Annotated in this window: 19 protein-coding genes; 13 read left to right on the top strand and 6 right to left on the bottom strand. The window is 71.8% G+C overall.

Going from position 1 to position 22,832, the window contains the following annotated elements; genetic code table 11:
• The first annotated feature begins 15 nt into the window (after positions 1-15).
• The 4 genes from ACFSHS_RS18555 to ACFSHS_RS18540 all read left to right on the top strand — a co-directional run bounded on the left by ACFSHS_RS18555 (position 16) and on the right by ACFSHS_RS18540 (position 4,101).
• A complete protein-coding gene (locus tag ACFSHS_RS18555; RefSeq protein WP_376879288.1) occupies positions 16-1,857 on the top strand; it encodes a hypothetical protein in 1,842 nt (613 codons plus the stop codon).
• Positions 1,858-1,889: 32 nt separating this feature from the next.
• Positions 1,890-2,336, top strand: coding sequence for a cupredoxin domain-containing protein (locus ACFSHS_RS18550; RefSeq protein ID WP_376879286.1), 447 nt, complete (start codon positions 1,890-1,892; stop codon positions 2,334-2,336).
• Positions 2,333-3,634 carry a hypothetical protein gene (locus tag ACFSHS_RS18545; protein ID WP_376879283.1) on the top strand — a complete coding sequence of 434 codons (1,302 nt, stop codon included), beginning with the start codon at positions 2,333-2,335 and terminating at the stop codon, positions 3,632-3,634. Before ACFSHS_RS18550 ends, ACFSHS_RS18545 begins: the two co-directional genes overlap by 4 nt.
• Positions 3,635-3,768: 134 nt before the next feature.
• Positions 3,769-4,101, top strand: a complete 333-nt coding sequence (locus tag ACFSHS_RS18540; protein WP_376879281.1) for a flagellar FlbD family protein — start codon at positions 3,769-3,771, stop codon at positions 4,099-4,101.
• Between the two features lie 15 nt (positions 4,102-4,116).
• Here ACFSHS_RS18540 and ACFSHS_RS18535 read toward each other — a convergent pair whose 3' ends face one another.
• The 3 genes from ACFSHS_RS18535 to ACFSHS_RS18525 form a co-directional block, all read right to left on the bottom strand.
• Positions 4,117-4,866 (bottom strand): MIP/aquaporin family protein, encoded by a 750-nt coding sequence (locus tag ACFSHS_RS18535; RefSeq protein ID WP_376879279.1) that lies wholly within the window; start codon positions 4,864-4,866, stop codon positions 4,117-4,119.
• Between the two features lie 80 nt (positions 4,867-4,946).
• Positions 4,947-6,371, bottom strand: coding sequence for a protein kinase domain-containing protein (locus ACFSHS_RS18530; protein WP_376879277.1), 1,425 nt, complete (start codon positions 6,369-6,371; stop codon positions 4,947-4,949).
• A gap of 89 nt (positions 6,372-6,460) precedes the next feature.
• Complete coding sequence (locus ACFSHS_RS18525) at positions 6,461-7,021, bottom strand: gluconokinase (protein WP_376879274.1); 561 nt, start codon at positions 7,019-7,021, stop codon at positions 6,461-6,463.
• A gap of 343 nt (positions 7,022-7,364) precedes the next feature.
• Between ACFSHS_RS18525 and ACFSHS_RS18520 the strand changes: the two genes are divergently transcribed.
• From ACFSHS_RS18520 to ACFSHS_RS18505, 4 genes are all read left to right on the top strand, one after another.
• Positions 7,365-7,895: a DUF4231 domain-containing protein gene (locus tag ACFSHS_RS18520; protein WP_376879272.1), complete on the top strand. Its 531-nt coding sequence runs from the start codon at positions 7,365-7,367 to the stop codon at positions 7,893-7,895.
• Positions 7,892-8,365, top strand: a complete 474-nt coding sequence (locus ACFSHS_RS18515) for an SLATT domain-containing protein (protein WP_376879269.1) — start codon at positions 7,892-7,894, stop codon at positions 8,363-8,365. Before ACFSHS_RS18520 ends, ACFSHS_RS18515 begins: the two co-directional genes overlap by 4 nt.
• Positions 8,366-8,372: 7 nt before the next feature.
• Complete coding sequence (locus tag ACFSHS_RS18510) at positions 8,373-9,752, top strand: TRAFs-binding domain-containing protein (RefSeq protein ID WP_376879266.1); 1,380 nt, start codon at positions 8,373-8,375, stop codon at positions 9,750-9,752.
• 252 nt (positions 9,753-10,004) lie between these two features.
• The gene (locus ACFSHS_RS18505; RefSeq protein WP_376879264.1) at positions 10,005-11,915 is read left to right on the top strand and encodes a tetratricopeptide repeat protein; all 1,911 of its coding nucleotides are present in this window, start codon (positions 10,005-10,007) and stop codon (positions 11,913-11,915) included.
• Positions 11,916-12,310: 395 nt separating this feature from the next.
• Here the strand turns inward: ACFSHS_RS18505 and ACFSHS_RS18500 are convergent, their stop codons facing one another.
• Positions 12,311-14,152, bottom strand: coding sequence for a GMC family oxidoreductase (locus tag ACFSHS_RS18500; protein ID WP_376879261.1), 1,842 nt, complete (start codon positions 14,150-14,152; stop codon positions 12,311-12,313).
• A gap of 528 nt (positions 14,153-14,680) precedes the next feature.
• Between ACFSHS_RS18500 and ACFSHS_RS18495 the strand changes: the two genes are divergently transcribed.
• Complete coding sequence (locus tag ACFSHS_RS18495; RefSeq protein ID WP_376879259.1) at positions 14,681-15,436, top strand: ANTAR domain-containing protein; 756 nt, start codon at positions 14,681-14,683, stop codon at positions 15,434-15,436.
• 176 nt (positions 15,437-15,612) lie between these two features.
• Positions 15,613-15,879: a hypothetical protein gene (locus ACFSHS_RS18490; RefSeq protein ID WP_376879257.1), complete on the top strand. Its 267-nt coding sequence runs from the start codon at positions 15,613-15,615 to the stop codon at positions 15,877-15,879.
• Between the two features lie 44 nt (positions 15,880-15,923).
• Here the strand turns inward: ACFSHS_RS18490 and ACFSHS_RS18485 are convergent, their stop codons facing one another.
• Positions 15,924-16,052 carry a hypothetical protein gene (locus tag ACFSHS_RS18485; RefSeq protein WP_376879255.1) on the bottom strand — a complete coding sequence of 43 codons (129 nt, stop codon included), beginning with the start codon at positions 16,050-16,052 and terminating at the stop codon, positions 15,924-15,926.
• A gap of 226 nt (positions 16,053-16,278) precedes the next feature.
• Here ACFSHS_RS18485 and ACFSHS_RS18480 point away from each other — a divergent pair, with 226 nt between their 5' ends.
• The 3 genes from ACFSHS_RS18480 to ACFSHS_RS18470 all read left to right on the top strand — a co-directional run bounded on the left by ACFSHS_RS18480 (position 16,279) and on the right by ACFSHS_RS18470 (position 18,190).
• On the top strand, positions 16,279-17,007 hold the full coding sequence (locus ACFSHS_RS18480) for an ANTAR domain-containing protein (protein WP_376879253.1): 729 nt from the start codon (positions 16,279-16,281) through the stop codon (positions 17,005-17,007).
• A gap of 61 nt (positions 17,008-17,068) precedes the next feature.
• Positions 17,069-17,827, top strand: coding sequence for a GAF domain-containing protein (locus ACFSHS_RS18475; RefSeq protein WP_376879251.1), 759 nt, complete (start codon positions 17,069-17,071; stop codon positions 17,825-17,827).
• A 24-nt stretch (positions 17,828-17,851) separates the two neighbouring features.
• Entirely contained in the window at positions 17,852-18,190 is a 339-nt protein-coding gene (locus tag ACFSHS_RS18470; protein ID WP_376879249.1) for a hypothetical protein, read from the top strand.
• 957 nt (positions 18,191-19,147) lie between these two features.
• On the opposite strand, the gene ACFSHS_RS18465 is transcribed toward ACFSHS_RS18470, so the two are convergent.
• A complete protein-coding gene (locus ACFSHS_RS18465) occupies positions 19,148-22,723 on the bottom strand; it encodes an NACHT domain-containing protein (RefSeq protein WP_376879247.1) in 3,576 nt (1,191 codons plus the stop codon).
• Positions 22,724-22,832 lie beyond the last annotated feature (109 nt).

Here is a 22,832-nt window from a genome sequence, read left to right as displayed (position 1 = left end):
CTCCAGGAGGTTCCCGTGCTGCTCGCCGCTGACACACGTCCCGCCGGAGGCGCCGCGATCGGCGAGGTGATCCTGGCGACCGGCATCGGCCTGGTGCTGACCGCCGCCCTCCTCGGCCTGGTGTTCGTGCACCGGACCCGCCGCTCGGCCGTGCTCACCCGCATCGGCACGCGCCTGGGCGCGGCGACCGGCGTGCCGGCCTGGGTGGCGCTGCCGACCATCCTGACCACCGTCTCGCTGCTGGTCGCGCTGCTGGGCATGCTCTGGGACATCAGCCTGCACATCGGCGTGGGCCGGGACGAGGGCCCGCTGGCCAACCCTGCGCACTTCCTGATCCTGTTCGGTCTGTTCGGCGTCTTCGCCGGCGGCGTGCTGGCCTGCGCGATGCCCCTCGACGAGAAGCCCGGCCCGGCCGCGGTGCGCTTCCTGCGCGGCTGGGACGTCCCGGTCGGCGGCATCGTGCTCACCGCCGCCGGCTTCTACGCCCTGCTGGGATTCCCCCTCGACGACGTCTGGCACCGGATGTTCGGGCAGGACGTGACGCTCTGGGGCCCGACCCACCTGATGCTCATCACCGGCGCCGGTCTCTCGATCGTGGGACTGCTCCTCCTGGAGCAGGAGGGCCACGGCGGGCTGTCGACCGACGACGGCGACCGCAAGGTCGGTCGCACCGCGCGCTTCGTCCGCCAGGCGTCGGCGATGGGCGGCCTGCTGCTGGGGCTGTCGGTGTTCCAGGGGGAGTACGACTTCGACGTCCCGCAGTTCCGGCTGGTGCTGGAGCCGCTCATGATCGCCGGCGCCGCCGGCATGGCCCTGGTCGCCGCCCGGCTGTTCATGGGCCGCGGTGGAGCTCTGGCGGCCGTGGCCTTCTTCCTCGTGGTCCGGGGCGGCATCGCCGTGATCGTCGGGCCGGGCTTCGGGGAGATCCTGCCGACCTTCCCGCTCTACCTCGGATCGGCGATCCTCGTGGAGCTGCTGGCCCTGTCGGTGACGCTGGCCCGCCGTCCGCTGGTGTTCGGCGCCGTCGCGGGCATCGCCATCGGCACCGTCGGGCACGCGACGGAGGCGGTCTGGACCCGGTTCACCCAGACGCTCGCGTGGAACGGCGACGTCCTCGTCGAGGGCACCCTCATGGCGCTCGTCGGCGGGGTGGCCGGCGGCCTGCTGGGCGCGCTGCTGGCCGCCGGCCTCCGGCGCCGGCTCCCCCGCCGCGCCGTGGCACGGACCGTCCTCGCCGGCTCGCTGGTCGCCCTCGCCGCGGCCGTCGCCAACGGCCTGCTCGCCACCGTGCCGGAGGACGTCGAGGCGACCTTCGGCATCGAGGACGTGCAGAGGGACCCGCGGACGGCGGACATCACCGTCCAGCTCGACCCCGCCGACGTCGTCGACGACCCGGCCTGGGTGCAGATCACGTCCTGGCAGGGCGACGGCCTCGTCGTCACCCCCCTCGAGCGGACGGGGGAGGGTGCCTACCGCACCACGGAGCCGGTTCCCCTGCACGGCACCTGGAAGACGCTGCTGCGCATCCACGACGGCCGGATGCTCACCGCGGTGCCCGTCTACCTGCCCGCCGACGAGGCCCTCGGGGAGGGCGAGGTCCCGGCCGAGGACGGCATGACCCGCGCGGCCATCCCGGAGATCGAGATCCTCCAGCGGGAGCTCCAGGACGCCGAGGGCGCACTCTGGGCGGTGTCCAACCTGGTGGTCCTCGCCTGCACGCTCGCGCTCGTCGCCGCCATCTCGTGGGGCGTCGGCCGGTACTCCCGCCGCGCGAGCATCCACGAGCCCTTTCCGGACATCCCGGCCGATCGACGCGGCGACCCGGCACCCGTGACCGGCGAGCTCCACGCCCACTGATCCGCCCGTCCCCGACCCCCGGAGTTCCGTTCGTGCCGCTCCTCCGTCCCGGCCGATCCCCCGCCGCCCTGGCCGGCCTGTCGCTGGCCGTCGTCCTCACCGGCTGCGCGGGCACCGACTCCGCCGCTGCGCCGGACGGCGCCACCGTCAGCACCCCGACGGCGACGGCGACGACGTCGGGCGGCCCCGCGTCCGCCGCGCCGACCGCCGCAGCCGAGGGGCAGCGGATCGAGGTGACCGTGGCCGGTGGTCAGGTCACCGGGGACACCGGGCGCATCCCGGTCCCGGCCGGCGAGCAGCTGACGCTGGCCGTCACCTCCGACGTCGCCGACGAGGTGCACCTGCACGGCTACGACCTGACGGCCGACCTGACGCCCGGGCAGCCCGCCGAGCTGTCGTTCACGGCGAGCATCCCCGGGGTGTTCGAGGTGGAGCTGCACGAGGCGGGCACCGTGCTGCTCTCGCTGCAGGTCGGGTGAGCCTCGCGCACGGGGTCGGGTCGCGGACCGACCTGCCCATCCCGCTGGGCCTGGCCCTCTACGGCGCGGGGGCGGCGATCCTGATCAGCTTCGCCGTCCTGCTGCTGTTCTGGCGCACGCCCCGGCTCGGCGGCGCGGACTCCGGGCGCCCGCTGCCGGCGGGCCTGCAGCGAGCGGTCGACAGCAGTGCGGTACGGACCGCTCTGCAGGTGATCGCCCTGGGTCTGTCCGCGCTGGTGGTCGCGGGCGCCCTCACCGGTCCGGCGGAGACGGCGCGGAACCTCGCCCCCTGGGTGCTGTACGTGACGTTCTGGGTGGGGCTGGTGCCGGCGAGCCTGCTGCTCGGGCCGGTCTGGCGGGCGGCGAACCCGCTGCGGTTGCTGCACCGGGGACTGCGCCACCTCGCGCCCCCTCCGGCCGGCTCCGCGCGGCTCCCCGTGCTGGGGCTGTGGCCGGCCGCGGGGTTCCTGGTCGCCTTCCTCTGGCTGGAGCTGGTCCACCCCGCCCGCGCGGAGCCGTCGACGGTGGCCGCCTTCCTGCTGGGGTACGCCGTCCTGCAGCTGGGGCTGGCGCTCCGGTACGGCGAGGACTGGTTCGCCCACGGCGACGGCTTCGAGGTCTACTCCACGCTGATCGCCCGGCTGTCCCCGTGGGGACGACGCGACGACGGCCGCCTGGTGCTGCGCAACCCGCTGGCCAACGCGACCGCGGTGCCCGCCGTGCCGGGGCTGGCGGCGGTGGTCGTCGTCCTGCTCGGCTCGACGGCGTTCGACGGGCTGTCCCGCACCGTCTTCTGGCAGACCGGCCCCGGGGCCGCCAACGACAGCTTCTCGGGCACCGTCGGGCTGGCGGTGATGATCGGCCTCGTGGGCGGCCTGTACGTGCTCGGCACCCGGCTGTCCGGCCGGCTGGCCGGCCAGCCGGAGGGCGAGCAACCGCGGCGGTACGCGGCGACGGTCATCCCGATCGCCCTCGGGTACACCGTGGCCCACTACTTCAGCCTGCTCGTCCTCGACGGGCAGCGGACCTGGATCCTGGCGAGCAACCCGTTCGGGCTGGCGGGGGTCGACCTGTTCGGCACCTACGGCCACACCCTCGACCTGACCGCCGTCAGCTCCGACGCGATCGCGCTCGTCCAGGTCGGCGCGGTGGTGCTCGGCCACGTGGTCGGGGTGACCCTGGCCCACGAACGGGCCCTGCTGTCGGCCCGCCGCGCCCGCGCGTCCGATCAGCTTCCGCTGGTGGTCGTCATGGTGCTGTTCACCGTCGGTGGGCTGGGCCTGCTCTTCGGCTTCTGACCCGGGCCGGCAGCGGGGCGGCCTCACCCCAGGGGTGATTCGGCTACAGCTACGGTCCGGGACGGCCGATGGGACAGTGCCGTGACCGGCGCCAACGGGGTCCGCTGCCCCGCCCGAGCGGAAGGGCCGCTCCCATGATCGCTGTCACCTGTCGCAACGGCGAGCACTTCACCCTGGACCCCGGTCACATCGAGCGGGTCGAGTGCGACCCCGACACGGTCATCCACCTGGTCGACGGCACCAAGTACGTGGTGTCGGACAGTCTCGACCGGCTGCTGCTCACCATCCGCGACCACCGGGCCGCCGCGCTGTTCCTGCAGAAGCGGCTGGCCGGCGGTACCGCCGAGCTCGCCGACCACGCCTCGACCGTCCGGGACAGCGCCCTCCGCGTCGAGCGACGGCAGTACCGCCGGGACGGCGACGCGAACTCCGCCGGCGCCTCTGCCCGGGACCGCGACGAGAGCTGAGCCCCGGCCACGCACCTACTCGGGAGGCTGTGCGGGGGCGAGGACCCGGTCGTAGAGGACGGCGGCCAGAACCCCGCCGATCGTCGGTGCCAGCAGGTAGAGCCACAGCGGCGCCAGCTCCCCGGCGAGCAGGTTGGGGCCGAACGCGCGCGCCGGGTTGACCGCACCGCCGGTCAGGGGTCCCGCGACGAAGATGCCGGCCGCTAGGGCGAAACCGACGGCCACCGGCGCGATCGCCCCTTCCGCACGCTCGTCGGTGGCGACGGAGACGACGACCAGCACCAGCACGAAGGTGACCAGCAGCTCCACGACGAAGGCCCGGCCAGCGGGTACGTCGGCCGCCGGGAGGGTGGCGCCGAGGGCTGCCTCGCTGCGTGCCCGGCCGCCGTAGCTGACCCAGGTCGCGAGCGCGCCGGCCACGCCACCGGCCAGCTGCGCCAGCACGTAGACACCGGCGGCCGACCACGGGAACCGGCCGGTGGCCGCCAGCCCGACGGTGACGGCCGGGTTGAGGTGACAGCCGGAGACGTGCCCGAAGGCGGCGACGAGCGCCACGAGCGCCACGCCGAAGGCCAGCACCACGGCCAGGGTGTCGTAGACGTCGTCCCCACGCGCGGCGCTGGCAACGGCCGCGCTGGTGCCGACGTAGACCAGCACCGCCGTCCCGATGAACTCGGTGACGGCCGCGCGGATCGGGCGCTGCCCCACCCTGCTGCCGTACAGCCCCACCGACGTGGAACCGCGTGCCGAGCCGATGGAGCTCATGCTCAGTTCTCCCCGTCGTCCGGCTGCGTCCTCCGCAGCTGGGCCGTGCATGCCCACCGAGGACGCACGGGAAGCACCGGTCAGTCGTCCTCTTCCTTCTCGTCCTCGTCCTTCTTCTTCTCGTCCTCGTCCTTCTTGTCGTTCCCGTTGCCGTTCCCGTTCCCGTTCCCGCGGCCCTCGTCCCGCCCCTCCGCGGGCGGGGGTGGCGGCGGCGCGACGGCATGGGAGACGGTGACGACCGCGCCCGGGGACAGCTCGCCCTCCGGCGACACGGCCGTCACCTGACCGGCCGGGACGTCGGCGGTCTCGACGGGCGTGAGCTGCACCTGGAGTCCCCTGGCGACGAGCTCGGCCTGCACCTCCTCGACGGGGCGCCCGAGCAGGTCGTCGGCGACGACCGCCACGGTGGGCGGCGCGGTCGGGGTCGCCGGTGTCGTGGTCGGGGTCTCGGTGGCCGTCGGGTCGCCCACCGCCGTCCCGGAACCACTCGGCGCCAGCGCGACGACGACGGCGATGACTAGCAGAGCGGCCAGCGCGCCGAGGAGCAGCGGGATCGGCACCCGCCGCGACCGCCCGACCGATGCCGGTGCGGGTTCCGCGCCGGGTGCGGCCGGTGCGAGCGGAAGCGGGAGGACGGCGGTCCCGTTCCGCCCGACCGTGCCGATCGGCGCGGTGGAGCGGACCTCGGGCACCGCGTCGAGGGCGGCGCGCAGCGCGGCGCCGTCGGGGAACCGGGCCGCGGGGTCCTTGGCCATCGCCCGCTCCACCACGGCGCGGAGCCCGGCGGGCACGTCGGGGGGCAGCGGCGCCGGCTCCTCCCGCAGCTGCTTGAGGGCGATCTGCACCGGGTTCTCGCCGTCGAAGACCCTCCGGCCGGTCAGGCACTCGTAGGCCACGGTGCCGAGGGCGTAGACGTCGCTGGCGGGCGTGGCCTTGCCGCCTCCCGCCTGCTCCGGTGAGAGGTAGTGGGCGGTGCCGACCACCTGGCCGGTGCCGGTGAGCGGCACGCTCGACGCCGACCAGGCGATGCCGAAGTCGGTGATCTTGACGACCCCGTCGGTGCCCACCAGCACGTTGCCGGGCTTGATGTCGCGGTGGACGACGCCGGCGGCGTGGGCGGCGGCCAAGGCGGCGGAGGTCTGCCGCAGCACGTCGAGGGTGCGCGCCGCGTCGAGGCGCCCCTCCCGCTCCAGCAGGGCGGCGAGCGTCTCGCCCTCGACCAGCTCCATGACCAGATAGGCGTGCTGCTCGCCGTCCTCCTCGAGCTCGCCGTAGTCGAAGACGGAGGCGATGTTGGGATGGTGCAGCGCCGCGGTGTGCTGCGCCTCGGCCCGGAACCGGGCCCGGAAGGTGGCGTCGCCGGTGAACTCGCTGCGCAGCACCTTCACCGCGACGGGTCGTTCGAGAAGCGTGTCGCGGGCTCGCCACACCCGGCCCATCCCGCCGCTGGCGAGGGGCACGAGCAGCTCGTACCGGTTGCCGAGCAGGCGGCCTCGCCCTTCCACGCACGCTCCCCACTGTCCGCACGCCCCGACACGGGCGCGACCCCACCAGGTTGCCAGGTGCCGCCCACGGCAACCGCGGGCGACCGCCGTCAGCCCCGTTCGGGTGACGGGCGGGCGGCGGAGCCCCGCTCCTTCTCCAGGGTCGACAGCAGCTCGGCGACCACCTGGTCGGGCTGGCCGGCGCCTGAGATGCTCGCTCCGGGCTCGTCCGGCTGCAGCGGTTCGAGCGCCGCCAGCTGGCTGTCGAGGAGCGACGCGGGCATGTAGTGGCCGGTGCGCCGCTCCATCCGGTCGCGGATGAGGTCGGCGTCGGCCGTGACGTGGGCGAACCACACCGACGGGTGCCCGTCGCGCAGCAGGTCGCGGTAGCTGCGCCTCAGGGCCGAGCAGGTGACGACGACGGATCGTCCCGCCTGCTCGTGCTCCCCGATCCAGCCGGCCAGCCTGCGCAGCCACGGCCACCGGTCCTCGTCGTCCAGCGGCCGGCCGCTGCGCATCTTCTCGACGTTCGCCGGCGGGTGGAACTCGTCGCCCTCGGCGAAGTCCCAGCCGAGCCGGTCCACCAGGCCCGCGGCGACCGTCGACTTCCCGGAGCCCGACACCCCCATGACGACGATCGACGTGGTCCTCGGTGAGTCGTCGGCAGCCATGCCGGACCCATAACCCGGGCGCCGGGCCGGGACACGTTCCCCGCGGATCGCGAGCCCGCCCGCAACGACACAGGGCGCACGGCCGCGCACGTCCCGAGGCCGTGCTCGGCGGCACCAGTGGGTGGACCGGGCGGGACGGCGTCGAGCCGCAGGAGTACGTCGGCAGACCGGTCGGTGGCAGGTCACCGGGCCCGACCCCACCACGGCGGGAGATGTCCCCCGGCCTGCACGGGGCGACCCACTGCCGCACCAGCCATCGCGTCCCGCGGTCGCCGTCCGGCGGGCACGACGGGCCGGCAACTGGAAGGGTCCTGTCCGGTCGCGCGCGGTGCAGGATCCCTCCATGGCCCGCCCGGCGCTGCTCGTCAGGTTCCCCAAGCCCTTCTGGTGGCGCCCCGACCCGGACACCCCCTGGCCTGAGGACTGGCCGGTCGTCCCCACGGACGCGGAGACGCTGTACCCGCGACTCGCCCCTGACCTCCGCGTGTGGCAGCAGGAACTGGAGCACCGGTTCCGGCGGCTGGACCACCGGGCGGAGCTGCTCCAGCAGCGATTCTGGCGGCAGCGCACGACGCTCATCCTCGGCGGGCTGGTGGCCACCACACTCGGCGCAGTCCAGACTGCCCAGGGAGGGGGCAACGAGTACCTCGCCGCCGCCCAGGCGCTGGTCACCGGACTGCTGACCGGGGTGGCGGCTCTGCTGGGCGGAAGTCGGGCGCAGGAGGGCTACCTGGACGCCCGGCTGAGGGCGGAGCGCATCAAGAGCGAGTTCTTCCTGTACCTCGCGAGAGCAGGCGACTACGCGGGCGCCGACGGGCTGGACCGTCTGCGGCTCACGGTGGACGACATCGCGGACGTGGAGGGGGCCCGGTGAGCGAGCGGACCGAGGAACTGCGGGCGTTCTACGGGGAGCACCGGATCGCTGACCAGCTCCGCTTCTACAGCAGCAGACGGACGTTGTTCGACCGCGCCACCGGTCAGGTGATGGCGCTGGCAGCGGTCATCCTCGGCAGCGCGACCGCGGCGGGAGCCCTGGGCGGCACCGACGTGGGACCCACGTGGCTCTGGCCGGTGCTGGCAACGGTGCTCCCTGCGGCGGCCGCCGCCGTGACCGCATACAGCACGCTCTACGCGTTCGAGCAGCAGTCGAAGATCTACGCGGATGCCATCCGTGCCGTACGAGCGGCGGCTCGTCCCGATCCCGCGACATCCGCCGCAGCGCGGTCCGCGGAGAAGGATGCCGCCGAGTGGGTGCAGCGATCAGAGGCCGTGTTCCGCCAGGAACAGGCCCAGTGGGGGCAGCTGACGTCGCAGATCCGGTTCCCCGAAGACAACGGGAGGTGAGGACGACATGAGTGAACTCGACGCGGTACGGGACGCCGGGGCGGCCGGCGCACCCGACCCGTTGTGCTTCGTGCTGATGCCGTTCGGGCGGAAGTCCGACGTGACCGGTGCGACGATCGACTTCGATGCGGTCTACCGCGAGCTCATCGCGCCGGCCGTCCGCGCGGCCGACCTGGAGCCCCTCCGCGCCGACGAGGAGGTGACCGGCGGCATCGTGCACAAGCCCATGTTCGAGCGCTTGATCCTCTGCGAGTTCGCCGTCGCCGATCTGACCTTCGCCAACGCCAACGTCTTCTACGAACTGGGCGTGCGCCACGCCGTCCGGCCGTATTCGACCGTGCTCTTGTTCGCCGCCGGAACGCGGCTGCCCTTCGACGTCGAACTCGACCGGGGAATCCCCTACGCGCTCACTCCGACGGGCGCGCCGGCCGATCTCGACGCGGCCCGGAGACGTCTGTCCGAGCGGCTCATGGCCGCACGGGACGCCTCCGTGGACAGTCCGGTGTTCCAGCTCATCGAGGGGTTCCCGGAGATCGACCGGCTGAAAACCGACGTCTTCCGGGACCAGGTGCGGTACTCGACGATGTGGAAGGAGCGGCTCGAACGGGCACGCAGACAGGGCCTGCAGGCGGTCCGCGCGGCGGAGCGGGAGCTCGGTGACCTGCGGAACGTCGAGGCGGGCATCCTCGTCGACGTCTACCTGTCCTACCGCGCCGTCAACGGCCACGAAGAGATGGTCTCCCTGGCCGCTCGCTTGCCGCGCCCCTTGGCCAGGACGCCCCTCGTCCGTGAGCAGCTGGGTTTCGCGCTGAACCGGCTGGGTCGCCGGGAGGAAGCCGAACGGGTGCTGCTGGCGCTGATCGGGGAGCGCGGCCCGAGCAGCGAGACGTACGGGCTCCTCGGCCGGGTCTACAAGGACATGTGGAGCGACGCACGGGAGGCCGGCGAGGAGCTCCTCGCGGAGGGTCTGCTGGAGAAGGCTGTCGAGGCCTACCTCGCCGGGTTCGAAGCCGACTGGCGCGACGCGTACCCCGGGATCAACGCCGTCAGCCTCATGGAGTTCCAGGAGCCCCCCGACCCCCGCCGGGAGCAACTGCTGCCCGTCGTGGCCTACGCGGTGGACCGCCGGCTCGACTCGGGCCAGTCCGATTACTGGGACCATGCCACCCGCCTCGAGCTGGCCGTCCTCGCCAAGGACGAGGCCGCGACGCGACGCGCCCTGGGACGGGCGCTCGCCATGGTCCGCGAGAACTGGGAGCCCGAGTCCACCGCGGGCAATCTGCGGCTCATCCGCGAGGCCCGCAGCCGCCGGGGGGACGACGTGCCCTGGGCGGAGGCGGCGGAACAGGAGCTCCTCCGGCGGGCAGGCCGGTCGTCCGCCGGTTGACGCGCCACGCGGCCCGGGAGGTCGGCCTCCCGGTCGTGGTCCCGGACCTGCGGTCCGGCTGCAGAACGCCGGCCGTGCCGGGGGACCGTGCCGCAGCCGGCGGACCGGGACGGCACGTACAGGGAGCGAGAACGGTTCCCCGCGGCTCCCGTCGGACGTAGCCTCGGCGCCGGGACGTGACGACTCGGTAGCCGGGAGCCCGGGTCCACAGCATGACGGCCTGGTGATGACCGGACGCTGGAGCGACGAGCGATGGCCGACGACACCCTGACCTCTGTTCGGAGCGCGATCGACGAGGCCGTCCGGCTCGGCCAGCAAGGCCGGCTGACCGAAGCCATCGCCGCCTTCGACGAGGCGGCCCGGCGGTTCTCCGGAGATCCCTCACCCGAGGCCCGCACCGGTGTGGCCGCCGCAGTCCTCAACAAGGGACTCGCCCATCACGCCCTCGGCGATCCGCGCAGCGCCATGGAGGCGCTGGACGAGGTCGTGGAGCGGTTCGGCGCGGACGAGCATCCGTGGGTCCGCGGTGAGGTGGCGATCGCACTGCAGAACAAGGCCGTGCTGCTCGCGACCGCCGGGCGGCTCGACGAGGCGGTAGCCGCCTTCGACCAGGTCGTCGCACATGCCCGTGACGAGGACGATCCGGCGCTGCGATGGCGGTCCGCCCAGGCACTCGCCGACAAGGTCGACGTCCTCTGCGACCAACGTCCGACCGCCGCCGCACAGGCCGTCCGTGAGCTCGTCTCGCGCTTCGGCGACGACCGTGACCGGTCGATCGTCGACCTGACACAGGAGACGGTGACCCGGTGCGGGACGACCCTGGCCGAACAGGGCCGGACGGAGGACCTGGTGTCCGTGTTCGGCGAGTCGATCCGTGTGTGGAGCGGCTTCGAGGACGTGACGTCGCGGTACCGGGTCGCGGTCGCCCACTACAACCGGGCCGTCGCCTTCCGGGACGGCGGACGGACCGAGGAGGCCCTGGCGGAGTTCGACGGGGCGCTCGCCCTCCTGCGTGAGGACGACGAACCACCCCTGCCGGCGATGGTCGCGCGGATCCTGTTCAACAAGGGCGTCGTGCTCTACGACATCGACCGGGTCGAGGACGCAGTCGCGTGCTTCACCGCGGTCCGTCAGCGGTTCGCGGAGTCGGACGACCAGCAGATCGCCGGCTGGGTGGCGCGGTCGTCGTTCAACGTGGCACGCGCACAGGTCCGCCTGGGCGTCCTCGAGGAGGCCCTCACCACGTGGCGCTCACTGGCGCAGGCGGACATCACCGGAGGGGCACCGATGGACCAGGTCGCGGCCGCGGCACAGGAGGAGGTGGACTGGATCGAGGCCATGCGGCTCCGCCCCGGGCACGTCCGGTCGAACGCCTTCGAACGCTCGCTCGCCGCGCTCTACGGGACGTGGCTCGATACCGGCATCGACCCCGAGTCGGGGGAGCAGGTCTCGAGGGAGGTAGCCGAGGAGTACATCGCCGTCCAACGGCGGCTGCTCCACGAGTACGACGAGGTGAACGAAGCCGCACACGACGCCGCGGTCGCCGTCCTGTGGGACTTCCGCGACCGGGGCCGCCCCTTCGGGCTCCTCCTGAGGAACTTCGATCTCGAGAGCTACGTCGCCGAGGGCGGCGAGGGCCGGTTGCTGGCGCTCGGTGGGCAGGGACCCTCCACCGTGGAGACGCATCTCATGCGGCGCCTGGCCCCGCGCCTGCCTCTTCTCGGGGTGTCCAACCCCGAGCACCTCCTGGACCGGCAGCTCGGCTTCGAGGCCGACATCATGCCCCGCCTCGAGATCGCCGGCGAGGAGTGGCTGGACCGCGTGACCGACCTGGTGACGCACGCTGCGCTCGTCGTCGTTGCGGCACACCACCTGACGCCGGGCCTGCACGCGGAACTCGAGGTGATCCGTGCACAGCTACGCGAGAAGGAGACCGTCGTCGTCCTGACCGTTCCCGACTCGGGGCTGAGCGACTCGATCGGTGCGTGGTTCGGGGTGCAGCAGGATGCGCTTCCACGGCTGAGCAGGCACAGTCCCGAGCTCGCCGGCTTCCCCCTCGTGATCACCGAGGCGGCCATTCCCTGGGACGTCATCGAGGGCGTCGCTGACGCCGCACAGGTCCTCCAGGCCGTGTCCCGCGCCGTGTTCGAGGAACGCCGCTGAGGACGCCCGTCGGCGACCGGACCCCGATGGCCACCACGATGGCACAGAGCATGACTCAGGCCGCCCTCCCGCAGGGAGGACGGCCTGGCTGCGAGGGTGGAGCTGAGCGGACTCGAACCCCTGACCCCCGCGCTGCCAGGCCCTGATCACCGCGTCTCGTGGCGGTCCACTGTCCTCCTGCAAGCAGGTGACCTGGCGGTCTGGGACGGGAGGGACGTCGACGCACGAGCGGGAACGCCATGAACTGCAGCCACAACTTCAACCAGTGCACGGGAACCACAGGCGGTACTCACCGGTCTGACAGTGAGACCAGGATCGCGGGCTCCAGCGCGAGACACCGGAACTTGCCTGTGCACTTGGTCGAGCCGCAATCGGTCGAACCGCGACCCGCCGCCTCACGTGCCGACGAACTCCGCCAGCGTGACGCCGTGGTCCGCCGCGACCAACTCGGCCGCCTTCTCGCCGATCATGATCGAGGCGGCGTTGGTGTTGCCACTGACCACGTTCGGCATGACGCTCGCGTCGGCGACGCGCAGCCCGCCGACACCGAGGACGCGCAGCTGGGGGTCGACGACCGATCCGATCCGGCAGGTGCTCGTGAGGTGGTAGACGGTGAACGCGTAGTGACGCGCCAGATCGGCGATCAGCTCGTCGCTCGGAACGTCGCCGCGCGTGAAGCCGTGCTTCTCGGCCAGCCGCCGCGGGACCATGAGGTCGCCGATCTCGTGCTTGCGCCCCATCTCGGTCACGATGTCGAGCGCGCGGCGCACCACCGCCGTCATCACGGCCATGTCGTGCGGGTCGGCGAAGTAGTTCATCCGGATGTCCGGGGCCGCCAGCGGATCGGCGCTGGCCAGGCGGATCTCGCCCTCGCTGTGCGGCTGCACCGGGTTCGCCAGCACGAAGATGTTCTCGGCCGTCGGCGACAGGTCGACGGCCGGGTCGTCGAAGTACTCCGCTGCGTCCACGTGCAGGCAGGAGTTCCAGATGTCGACGTTGTAGCCGCAGACGAAGATCGCGATCTGCGCATCGTGCGTGTGCTCGTCGCCGAGCCCCGTCGACAACCAGGCGCCGGCGTCGTAGAGGGACGACGACACCAGCCCGCTGCCCGTCGTGAACCACTCGGCGAGCTGTCGCTCGGCCTCGGCCTTGAGCGCCTGCAGTTCTGGCGGCAGCGACGCGTCGTCGGCCGGGTCGGCCGGCAGCGGACCGGCCGGCGCCCGCAGCGCGTCCGGCCCCATGGCCACACCCATGCTGGCCATCGAGACACCGAGCCCCGGTGCCGGGAACATCAGGCCCAGATGCAGATGGTCCTTGAGATGACGGCCGACCTCGGGGGCGTCGAGCGAGCACGGGATGCCGAGCGACTCCAGGTGCTCACGCGGCCCGACGCCCGAGAGCATGAGGAGCTGCGGCGACCCGACTGCGCCGGCGCTGAGGATCACCTCGCGGTCGGCTTCGATCACCTCGGTGGCGCCGTCGGCGTCGACGTACTCGACGCCGGTCGCCCGGAGAGCGCCGGGCTCGCCCGAGAGGAGTACCCGCCGGGCCTGGGCGTGCGTGATCACCGTCAGGTTCGGCCGCTGCTCGACCTCACCCTCGAGGAACGCGTGGTAGGTGCTCGAGCGCTTGCCCTGCTTGGTTGTCGTCTGGAACAGCGAGACGACACCTGCCGGGCCACCCCGGTCGTGGCCGTTGTAGTCGCCGAGCGGGATGCCGGTGGCGACCGCGGCGTCGACGAAGGCCTGTGCACCAGGGAGGACCGGGGACCGTACGGAAACGCCGAGCGGCCCGTCCATGCCGTGTGCGGACAGGTCGAGCGGGATGGTCGCGGTTGGCACCAGGCCCTCGCTCTTCTTGAAGTAGGGCAGGACTTCGCCGTAACTCCAGCCGCTCGCACCACCGGCAGCCCAGGCGTCGAAGTCGCTCGGGTGCCCCCGCACGTAGGCCATGTAATTGATGCCGGACGAGCCACCGAGCATCCGGCCGCGCGGCACCATCATCCGGCCGTTGCGTAGGCCCTTCCCGCAGCCGCCCGCGTCGGCGGTCAGCATCCAGTCGGTCTCGGGGTCCGCTTGCAGGACCGGGCAGGCGGCGGGCATCAGCTCAGCCGCGGGCGGCCGGCCGCCCGCCTCGATCAACGCGACGCGGACGTCCGGGTCCTCCGACAGCCGCGCAGCGATCACCGCCCCCGCGGAGCCGGCCCCGACCACGACGAAGTCCACGTTGGTCGCCACGGGCGGGAACGTAGTGGCGGTTGGTCACGAACGGAACAGGCCAAGCGGCGGGACAGACGGTCACGGTGACCGACGGCCGCCAGGTCCCTCGTTGCTAGCGACGATTCGGGCCCGCCATCCTGATGAAGGCCCTCGCCCGATGGGTGGAGCTGAGGGGACTCGAACCCCTGACCCCCACACTGCCAGGCCGACCTGACGGCGTTCGCCACCGTTCGCCGATGTTCGAAAAAGGCCCGTTGAGCAGCGCGTTCGCCTCCCTACCGGACAATGGCGAACGACCCCGAACCAAGATCGATCTGGGCCAACTGCAACCAGAACTGCAACCAGAAGTGGCCGGCGATGCGTTCACCCGCTGCAGCCACGCTCCCGCTGTCCTGATGCCCCACGGGCGCGTACTGTCGCGTCCAGCGGCGATGTGCACGTGCGTCGACACTGCGTCCAGCAACGGCGCACCCGCGATGCGAGCCTCTTGAACGGGTCCCGCTGCCGAGGCCACCCACCCCCGGTGTCACTACCGGAGGCCCTGCCGTGAACGGCAAGCACACCCCTCGCCCGGCGACCGCTACCGAGGCGCTGGAGCATCTCGGGCAGCTGTGCCTGCGCGAGCTGTCGATGGAGAGCCTGCTGCAGACGGTGGCCGAGTTCACCACAGGGGTCATGCCCGGGAACCCCGAAACCTCGGTGACGCTGCTGATCAAGGGCCGGCCCACCACGGTCGTGTCCACGGGGCAGCTCGCCATGACCCTCGACGAGACGCAGTACGAGCGCGACCACGGCCCCTGCCTGCACGCGGCGGGGACCGGCGAGCTGATCGAGATCCCCGACACGCGTACCGACACCCGCTGGCCGGAGTACACGCGTCGCGCGGCCGAACAAGGGTGCCTCAGCTCCCTGTCCGTCCCTCTGCTCATCGACGGGGACGCACAGGTGACCGGGGCCTTGAACATCTACGCCCGCAGCAGCCACGCCTTCGACGAGGACAGCCGATCGGCCGCCACCCGGTTCGGCCCGTACGCCGCAGTCGCCGTCGGGAACCTGCACGCCTACCGGAACGCCCGCGACATGGCCGACCACCTGCAGCTCGCCCTGGAGTCCCGCGCGGTCATCGACCAGGCCAAGGGCGTGCTCATCGAGCGGTACAAGCTGACACCCGACCAGGCGTTCCAGCTGCTGGCTCGCGCATCGATGCACAGCAACCGGAAAGTCCGCGACATCGCCGATCACCTCGTGCGCACCGGCGAGCTGCTTGGTGCTCCCCGGTCCGACGACCGCGGTCGTCCCTGAGCCGAGGCGGCTGCTCCGCGGAGGAGAGCCGCAGCACGGTAACCGTCATCGCCGGCCCGTCCACCGCGACGGTCACGTCCCCACCGCCCCCCGGAAACGGGGCGCCCTCCCGTTCCACGCGTCACCGGAGCCCCGGTTGCGTCTTGCAACCCATCGTCCTTCCCGAACGGACTCACATGACCGGCACCGCCGTCGCCTGCCCCTTGACCCTCGTCGCCCATCGGCTCGGAGACCTGTCGTCGAACGCGCTGTGGTGGGCCTATCTCGAGTGCGGCGGAAACCGTTCCCGCATCGACATGGACGGTTACCTCGGCGGCACCGCTCTCTGGCCGGACGGGGAGCACAACGCCCTGTCCCAGGCCTTGAACGAAGCCTTGTGGGACGTCGGCAGCCCGAGCCTCGTCCCGATCCGGTACGGCCTCGACGATCCCGCTGCGACGTAGCAGCGACAGTTGCTCCACCGCTTCCACCCCGTGGCGATGACGTCTCAGCTGGCCAGAGCGGCGGTGACGTGGTGGAGGTCCCGGGCGTCGGTTACCGCGATGGCCGCGTGGCTGGCGAACAGGAGTCCGATCCGCCCAGGCTCGTCGGTGATCGCCCCAGGCCGGCGGGCCATCAGGTCAGGGCGTCGAGGTCGCTGTTGCGGGTCAGCGGTCACCTCTTCGCGGTCACGGGCCTCAGAAGATGCAGCGCCGTGGCGTACGGTTGGCCCCACGCTGCGACGAGCGGCGATCGCGGCGTCATGCAGCGGCCTCGCGACCACGGGAGATGCGCCCAGCGCAATCTCCGTCGTCGACGAGACCCCCCTCTCGCCCTCGGCCCAGTAGACAGGCCGGACCGCCGTGAGCACCGATCAACCATCGGCCGCACCCGTCACCAATCCCCAGCAGGCATTCGCTCAGTTGGCCCGAGTCGATTTCGGCCAGGAATCGATTCAGTCGGTACTGCAGCGCGTCGCCGAGCTCGCCAAGCAGGCCATACCCGGCGTCGCGGAGTCCTCCGTCAGCGTGGTCGTCAACGACAAAGCCACGACTGCCGTCTACACCGGCGCACTGGCCTTGCAACTAGACGAGACGCAGTACGGCCGTGGCTACGGCCCCTGCCTGGAGGCCGCGGTCGGGGAAGAACTCCGGGAGATCAGCGACGCCCGCAGCGAGACCCGCTGGCCGGACTACGCCGAGGTCTGCGTCCAGCGCGGCTCGCTGAGTTCCATGTCGGTCCCCATCCCGGTCCACCAGACCGTCCATGCCGCCCTGAACCTCTACGCCGTCCAAGCGCACGCCTTCGGCCCCGAGGCCGCAGACGTCGCCCGCGAGTTCGCCTCCTACGCCGCCGTGGCCGTGGGCAACATGCATCTCTACGAGACCACGCGCCAGCGAGCCGAGAACCTCGAGATCGCCATGCAGAACCGTGCCGTCATCGAGCAGGCCAAAGGCATCCTGATGGCCCAACGGCGCTGCGACGCGGCCGAGGCCTTCAACATCCTCGCCGCGGCCTCCCAACGCGCCAACCGCAAGCTTCGGGAGATCGCCGCCGCGATCGTCGCCGGTGTCACGGAACGGCCCCAGTGATGCGGCCGAGCCGAGGCTCTCGTTTCTCACGGACGCCGATCCCATTCCTGAGGGGAACGTCATGACCGACCCTGCCGGCCGACCTGCTGACCGCTTCGAGGCGGAGCCTGCCGAACTGTCGCCCGCCCTGAGGCAGATGGCCGGTCTGGTCCTGTCCCGGGAGACGGTCGACAGCGCCCTTCGGCTGGTCACGACGCTCGCCCAGGCCACCATCCCCGGGACGATCGGCGCCGGCGTCACCCTCGTCGACGAGCACGGCAAGCGCTCGCGAGCGTCCTCCAACCATGCCGTGGAAGAGGCCGACGGCCTCCAGTACAAACTCGATGAGGGACCGTGTCTGACCGCGTGGCGCTCACGGCATCTGGTGCGACTCGACGACACCACCACCGACACCCGATGGCCCGCGTGGACCAGCGCGGTCAACCCCACGGTCGTGCGCTCGGTGCTGAGTGCCGCCCTCGTCGTCGACGACGAAGCCATCGGCGCCATCAAGGTCTACTCCGACCGGCCGGACAATTACGACGCGCACGCCGAGCGCGTGATGAGCCTCTTCGCCCAGCAGGCGGCGATCCTCCTCACGAACACCCAGAGCCTCCAGCATGCCCGCCAGCTCAGCCGCCAGCTCACCCATGCGCTGGGCAGCCGAGACGCCATCAGCCGGGCGACGGGCATCCTTATGGCACGGGGAGCGGCCGACGGGCACGCCGCGTTCATGCTGCTCGCCGACACCGCCGGCCGGTCGGGACGGACCGTCGAGGAGGTCGCGCGCGAAGTCCTGACCGCGACGGCCTCCGATGACGCCGACCGCTCCCGAGCCTGACGGCAAGCAGGCGCTCCCATCGCCATGGACACCGACGACCGGCACCGCCTCTGCGAGAACGCACGAGTGCGGGGGGAACTGACCGTGCAGGAGCTCTGGCTGCGCTACCTGGCGCTCGGCGGTCTCCACGACGAGTTCGACGTCGACGGCTACCTCCAGGGCGTCCTCCCCCTGAATACGCTCGAGCAGGACATCCTCGCCGTCGCTCTGAACGAGCGACTCGACGAGATCTACCGGGCCGCCCGGGGGCCCGTCGCGAGCGCCATGCCCGACGCCTCCGGCACCAACCCGTCACCAGGACTCATCGAGGAGCTACTCGACAGGTACCAGTCGAGCTCCGGTGCCACCGGAGAACCTGATTGACCACGGCCCACTGGACACCTCGCACGTAAGCCGCTGAGGATGCGACAACGCCGCCAGCTCGAGCGTGAACTGGCGGCGCCTAAGTCGCTGTGATCCCCGGGAACCCCGACGGCCTGAAACCGAGGATCCACTAGTTGAAGATTAAAAGCCACTCCCGGACGAATCCGGTCTGCGGTGGTTGCCCGTAGCAAGAGTCGCTGCAATCCGCGCCCGTCAGAACGTCCCGCTCCGCCACGCACACTGCCAGGCCGTCATGATCGCGTTCACGGCGGTTCGTTACAGTTCCATAAGTCGCGCGACCAGCGGATAAATACGGCCGCGTACGTCTATGAATGACCGCGAACGCGGCGAACTGCAACCAGATTTGCAACCATGCCGACCTGTCCAGCTGCCGTCGGACCGCGCTGGGTCGGAGCCAGCGGGTTCAGGCCGATCAGGCCCGCGCCGCGCGGCGAGGAGCACGTGCAGCGTGGCGGCGAAAGGACTTGGAGGACGCCGTCGCCGAAATCGTCGAGGAGTGGGCGAAGCCCACCGGCGACTGTCGAACACGGCGGGCGAAGGCTCTCGCGGCGCGATAGCAACGGGAGGGTCCGGCCGAGGCTTGCGAGTCCGCCACGTGCGGGCATCCCGTGCGGTCGTTCCGACGCCGGACCAGATGCCGGAGCCGGGCCGTTCCACCGGGTCGAGCCGAACGCCTGGGGCGTCTCCGCCGACGATCCGGAGCTGCTGCGGCTGGTGCTCGCCGTCGTCCGGGAGCTCACCCTCCTGGCGACCGCACAGAGCGACGGTGATCCGGCCGTCGATCTGGGTCGGGCCCAGACCGCGATCGGTAATGGGGTCCAGCTTTCGACGAGGTCACGAAGCACACCGGTGCCGCCGAGCGCGCGCTGAGCGGGATCCGCACTACCGCGGACAACCTGCGCACCGCCTTGACGACGCAGCTGCAGGGACCCTGCCCTACCCGATCGACTCCTCGACCCGTTCGTGGTCACGCCACACCTGCGCCACCCGAGCGACGGAGATCACTCGCGGACCCATCGACGTGTGCGCAAGAACGGCGTGCAGCTCCCCGCGATCATGGCTCGGGTCGTGGCCGCGCCAGAAGATCTTCTCGGCGTAGATGGTTGTCACCAGCGCGGCGTCCATTGCGGCCAGCGCGGCCTGCAGCGCGCCCTGCCGGACGAAGATGCCCGCCGTGCCTCTGAAGCTGGGCGTATCGGAGGCGAAAGCCACGACCTGCCCATCGGCGCACCACGCGTGCTCGGCCTCGTAGACGCCGAGGCGCAGTCGATCCGCGTCGGCGCCGGGACTCGCGCACCATCCGGCCCGCAGCGCCGTGCATAGTTGTAGGGCCGGCAAGAGCACGGCCCCGTAGTCCCGGTTGGAGAAGTCGTTGTCCGCCCGGTTGGCGCAGGACACCGTGGCTGGCGCGACCTCGACCGTTGCCCCGCCGACGTCCAGCGTCGTCCAGCCGCCCGGCGTGCCGTACTCGTCGAAGACCTGCTGCAGCAGGCGCGGCCACCGCTCGATGTCGGGGTAGCCCTTCAGGAAGGGCGCGTGCGGATGAACCGACTCCGGTTGCCGGACGTTGTCCCAGCGCTGCCGCGCCGCCCAGCCCAGCACGAGGTCGACCTGGGACGCAGGCACCAGCATCGACTTCAAGTGGACGGGCAACTGCCTGCGGTCCTGGTGCCACGAGGATCCCGGCGCCCCCGGCTGCATCGGTACCCGCCAGGTGGTCGCGAACTCGAGGACAGTCCAGGCATCGCCAAAACCGTCGGTGACCGACGCCAGCGACATGGGGTCCGGCATGTCGGTGGTGTCGCGGAGCCAGTCCTCGTCCACTCCCCCCACGTGCAGTTCGTGGCGGTCTCCCGCAAGCCACCAGGCCTCGCGCCGGACAGTGCTGAGTTGCTGCGCGCGCAGGCGACCGGCCGCACTGTCGTCCGGCGGCTGGTCCCCCCGCAACGTGCTGGTGGGGTCCAGGTCCTCGACGTAGCCGAGCTGCCAGGGGCCGTCGTACGCAACGGGGGTGTCAGACCAGAACTGCTGCACCGTGCAGTGGTCGGCGAGGTGACCGGCGAACTCGAAGAGGGCGATCCACGCGTACTTCTCGGCGTACCGCTCGACCTCTGCGGCACGCCTGCTGCCGACCGCTGCGAGGTTCCGGTCGATCCTGCCGAACTCCTGCCGGTTCCAGCCCAGCTCCAGCACACGGCGAGCGATCCACCGGCCGACAAGGTCGGCATCGGGCCGCACCGGTTTGTCCCGGGCGCCGGCCGCCTGCCGCCCCAGGCGCTCCAGGTCCTGCAGCTGGGGCCGCAGCTCCTCGGGGGCCAGCGGGATGAGCTCCTGCCAGCCGCGGATCTGCCGCCGGGCGTCGGCCTCGTCCAGCGCCGCGTCGACCCGGCGCGCCAGGTCCGTGTGCTGCCTCAGCGCGGGGTTGAGCTGCTCCAAAGTGCGGTTGCGGCGACGGGTCAGTCCGGCGCGCCGCGCGGCCCGCAAGCGACCCTGGTCCGGCAGGACGAAGTCGTCCACCAGGTGCCGGATAGTCTTCTCCTCGAAGTCCATGCCGAACTCGCTCACGGCGCTCAGGTACCGGCTTGGCCGGCGCTCGTACGCGTTGGCCAGGGCACGGTGTGACGGAGCGACGAGCGGCCACGGGGTGGAATACGGAGGCCGCGCCGCCGTCAGGTCCCGGTCAAGGCTTTCGCCGGTGCCGCGAAGCGTCGCGTCGATGACCTCGACGGCGGTTCGGGCGTAGTGCCGCGTCAGCAGGTGAGTCGGGACCGCCGAGCCGAAGACGACGTCGAAGACCGCGCGCCCGAGCTCGAGCAGCCCGCCCCGCGCCTCCGTGTCGAGCCGGTCGTGGGCGTGGCGCACGGCGTGGCCGCAGGCGACGGCGATCACACGCTCGATGACATACGGGTCATCTACGCCGTCGAGACCGCGGACCAGGCGGGTCAGCACCATCGGGTGACCACTGGTCACGTGCAGCAGCGCCTTCGTGGCGGTGTCCCTCAAGCGTCGGTTCGGGCTGGTCAGCAGCCAGGACAGCAGGGCGGCGGTGAGCTCGACGACGTCGGCGCCGACCGTCGAGGGGCACGACCATGCCCAGTCAATCGTGCGGGAGACGGGGTTGCCGTCCTCGTCGGCGATGAACAGGACGTCGCGGGACCAATGCAGGTCGCGCTCGGCGAGGCGCATGCTGCGCAGGGCCTTGTCGAGTCGGTGCACGTTGAGCGGATGGCCAGGGACGCAGGCGACCGTCAGCAACAGGGTGAGCCACTGGATGCCGTCGATGGCGCGGGCGTCGAGGTAGCCCTGCAGCAGTTCGAGCGCGCCGTCGTCGAGCGTGGCCGGGTCGCGCCACACGAGGGTGGCGAAGAAGGCGTCGGCAAGGAGGCCCGACAGCAGTCGCTGTTCATCCGTTCCCGGGTCGCGGGACGGGTCCAGCTCCAGCAACACCGCCAGCTCGACGTCGCGTCGCTCCCCGGTGAGCAACACGAGCGCTTCCAGCAGGCCTCGGCGGCGCCACGGGACCCCACCCGCGCACAGGTCCAGTACGGCGGCGCGCAGATCGACGTCGTCGGGATGCCGCGCGAGCAGGGCCTCGGCTCTGACGTGGTCGGCCATGCGCTGGTAGGTAAAGCGGACCCGATCCGTTGGCTCAGCCTGAGCTCCGTGGCTGACCCGTTCCCGGAGCAGGAGGCCCTCGGCGACCATCGCGTTGAGCAGCGAGCGGCTGGCCCGGACCTCGGGGTGGATGGTCTGGCAGAGGTCCCGAGCCGTTTCGTACGACAGGTGCTCGTCGTCTGCCTCGAGAAGTGCTTCGGCGAGGGCGGTGACCGCGCGCTGCACGATCTGATCGCTGAGGTCCCGGTCGAGTCGCTGGCGGCGGGACACAGCCGCATTGGCCGCCGTCAGCAACCCGTCGAAGACCCAGCTGAGGCTGACCGCCTCCCGCGGGATGGCGTCGTGCCCACGGGCTCGGACCGACCGGCACAGGCTTCGGAGGAGCAGCGGGTTGGTCAGCTCAGGCAGCATCGGTGGGAAGTCCGGCAGGCGCAGCCCGTAGTGGGCGGCGTACCGGTGCAGCGCCTCCTCCTCGTGGCCGGCCAGTCCCCGGTGAATCACCTCGGTGACCCGCAACTCCGCTGTCGGTAGGACCTCGCGGCGGTAGGTGTCGCGGACGGTAAGTACCACCGCGACCCACGGGTAAGCGGCGAAGTCGGCGAGGAAGCCAGCCAGCTGGTCCCGCCACAGGTCCGCGCCGGCGCCTTCGTTGATCGCGTCGACGATCAGCAGGGCGCGGCCCTCTCCGCGCACCCGCGCGGCGACGCTGAGCGTGGCGAGCAGGTCACGTCCGCTGAGGGCGAGGTCGAGCTGGCCGAGCAGCTGAGACCAGACGTTCCCGGCTCCCAGGTGCTGTCCCAGCAACAGAAGAGTGGGACGTCCGCGGTCGACGCGTCGGCGGGCGCCGTCGGCGACCAAGTGGCTCTTGCCGCAGCCCGCGGGACCGGTGAAGAGCAACGCCGCCTCCGCCGCGGCCCGCGCCGCGTCGGAGGTCAGCAGACTCCGCTCAGTGTCAGGGTGCTGGCACCGCACCGGCTGGTTGCGGTGGTTGGGATCCTGGCCAGCG

The organism is Blastococcus deserti (assembly GCF_042682525.1).
GTDB lineage: Bacteria > Actinomycetota > Actinomycetes > Mycobacteriales > Geodermatophilaceae > Blastococcus_B > Blastococcus_B deserti.
Note: the sequence above shows the minus strand (reverse complement) of the source record. Positions and strands in the feature narration are given on the sequence as shown.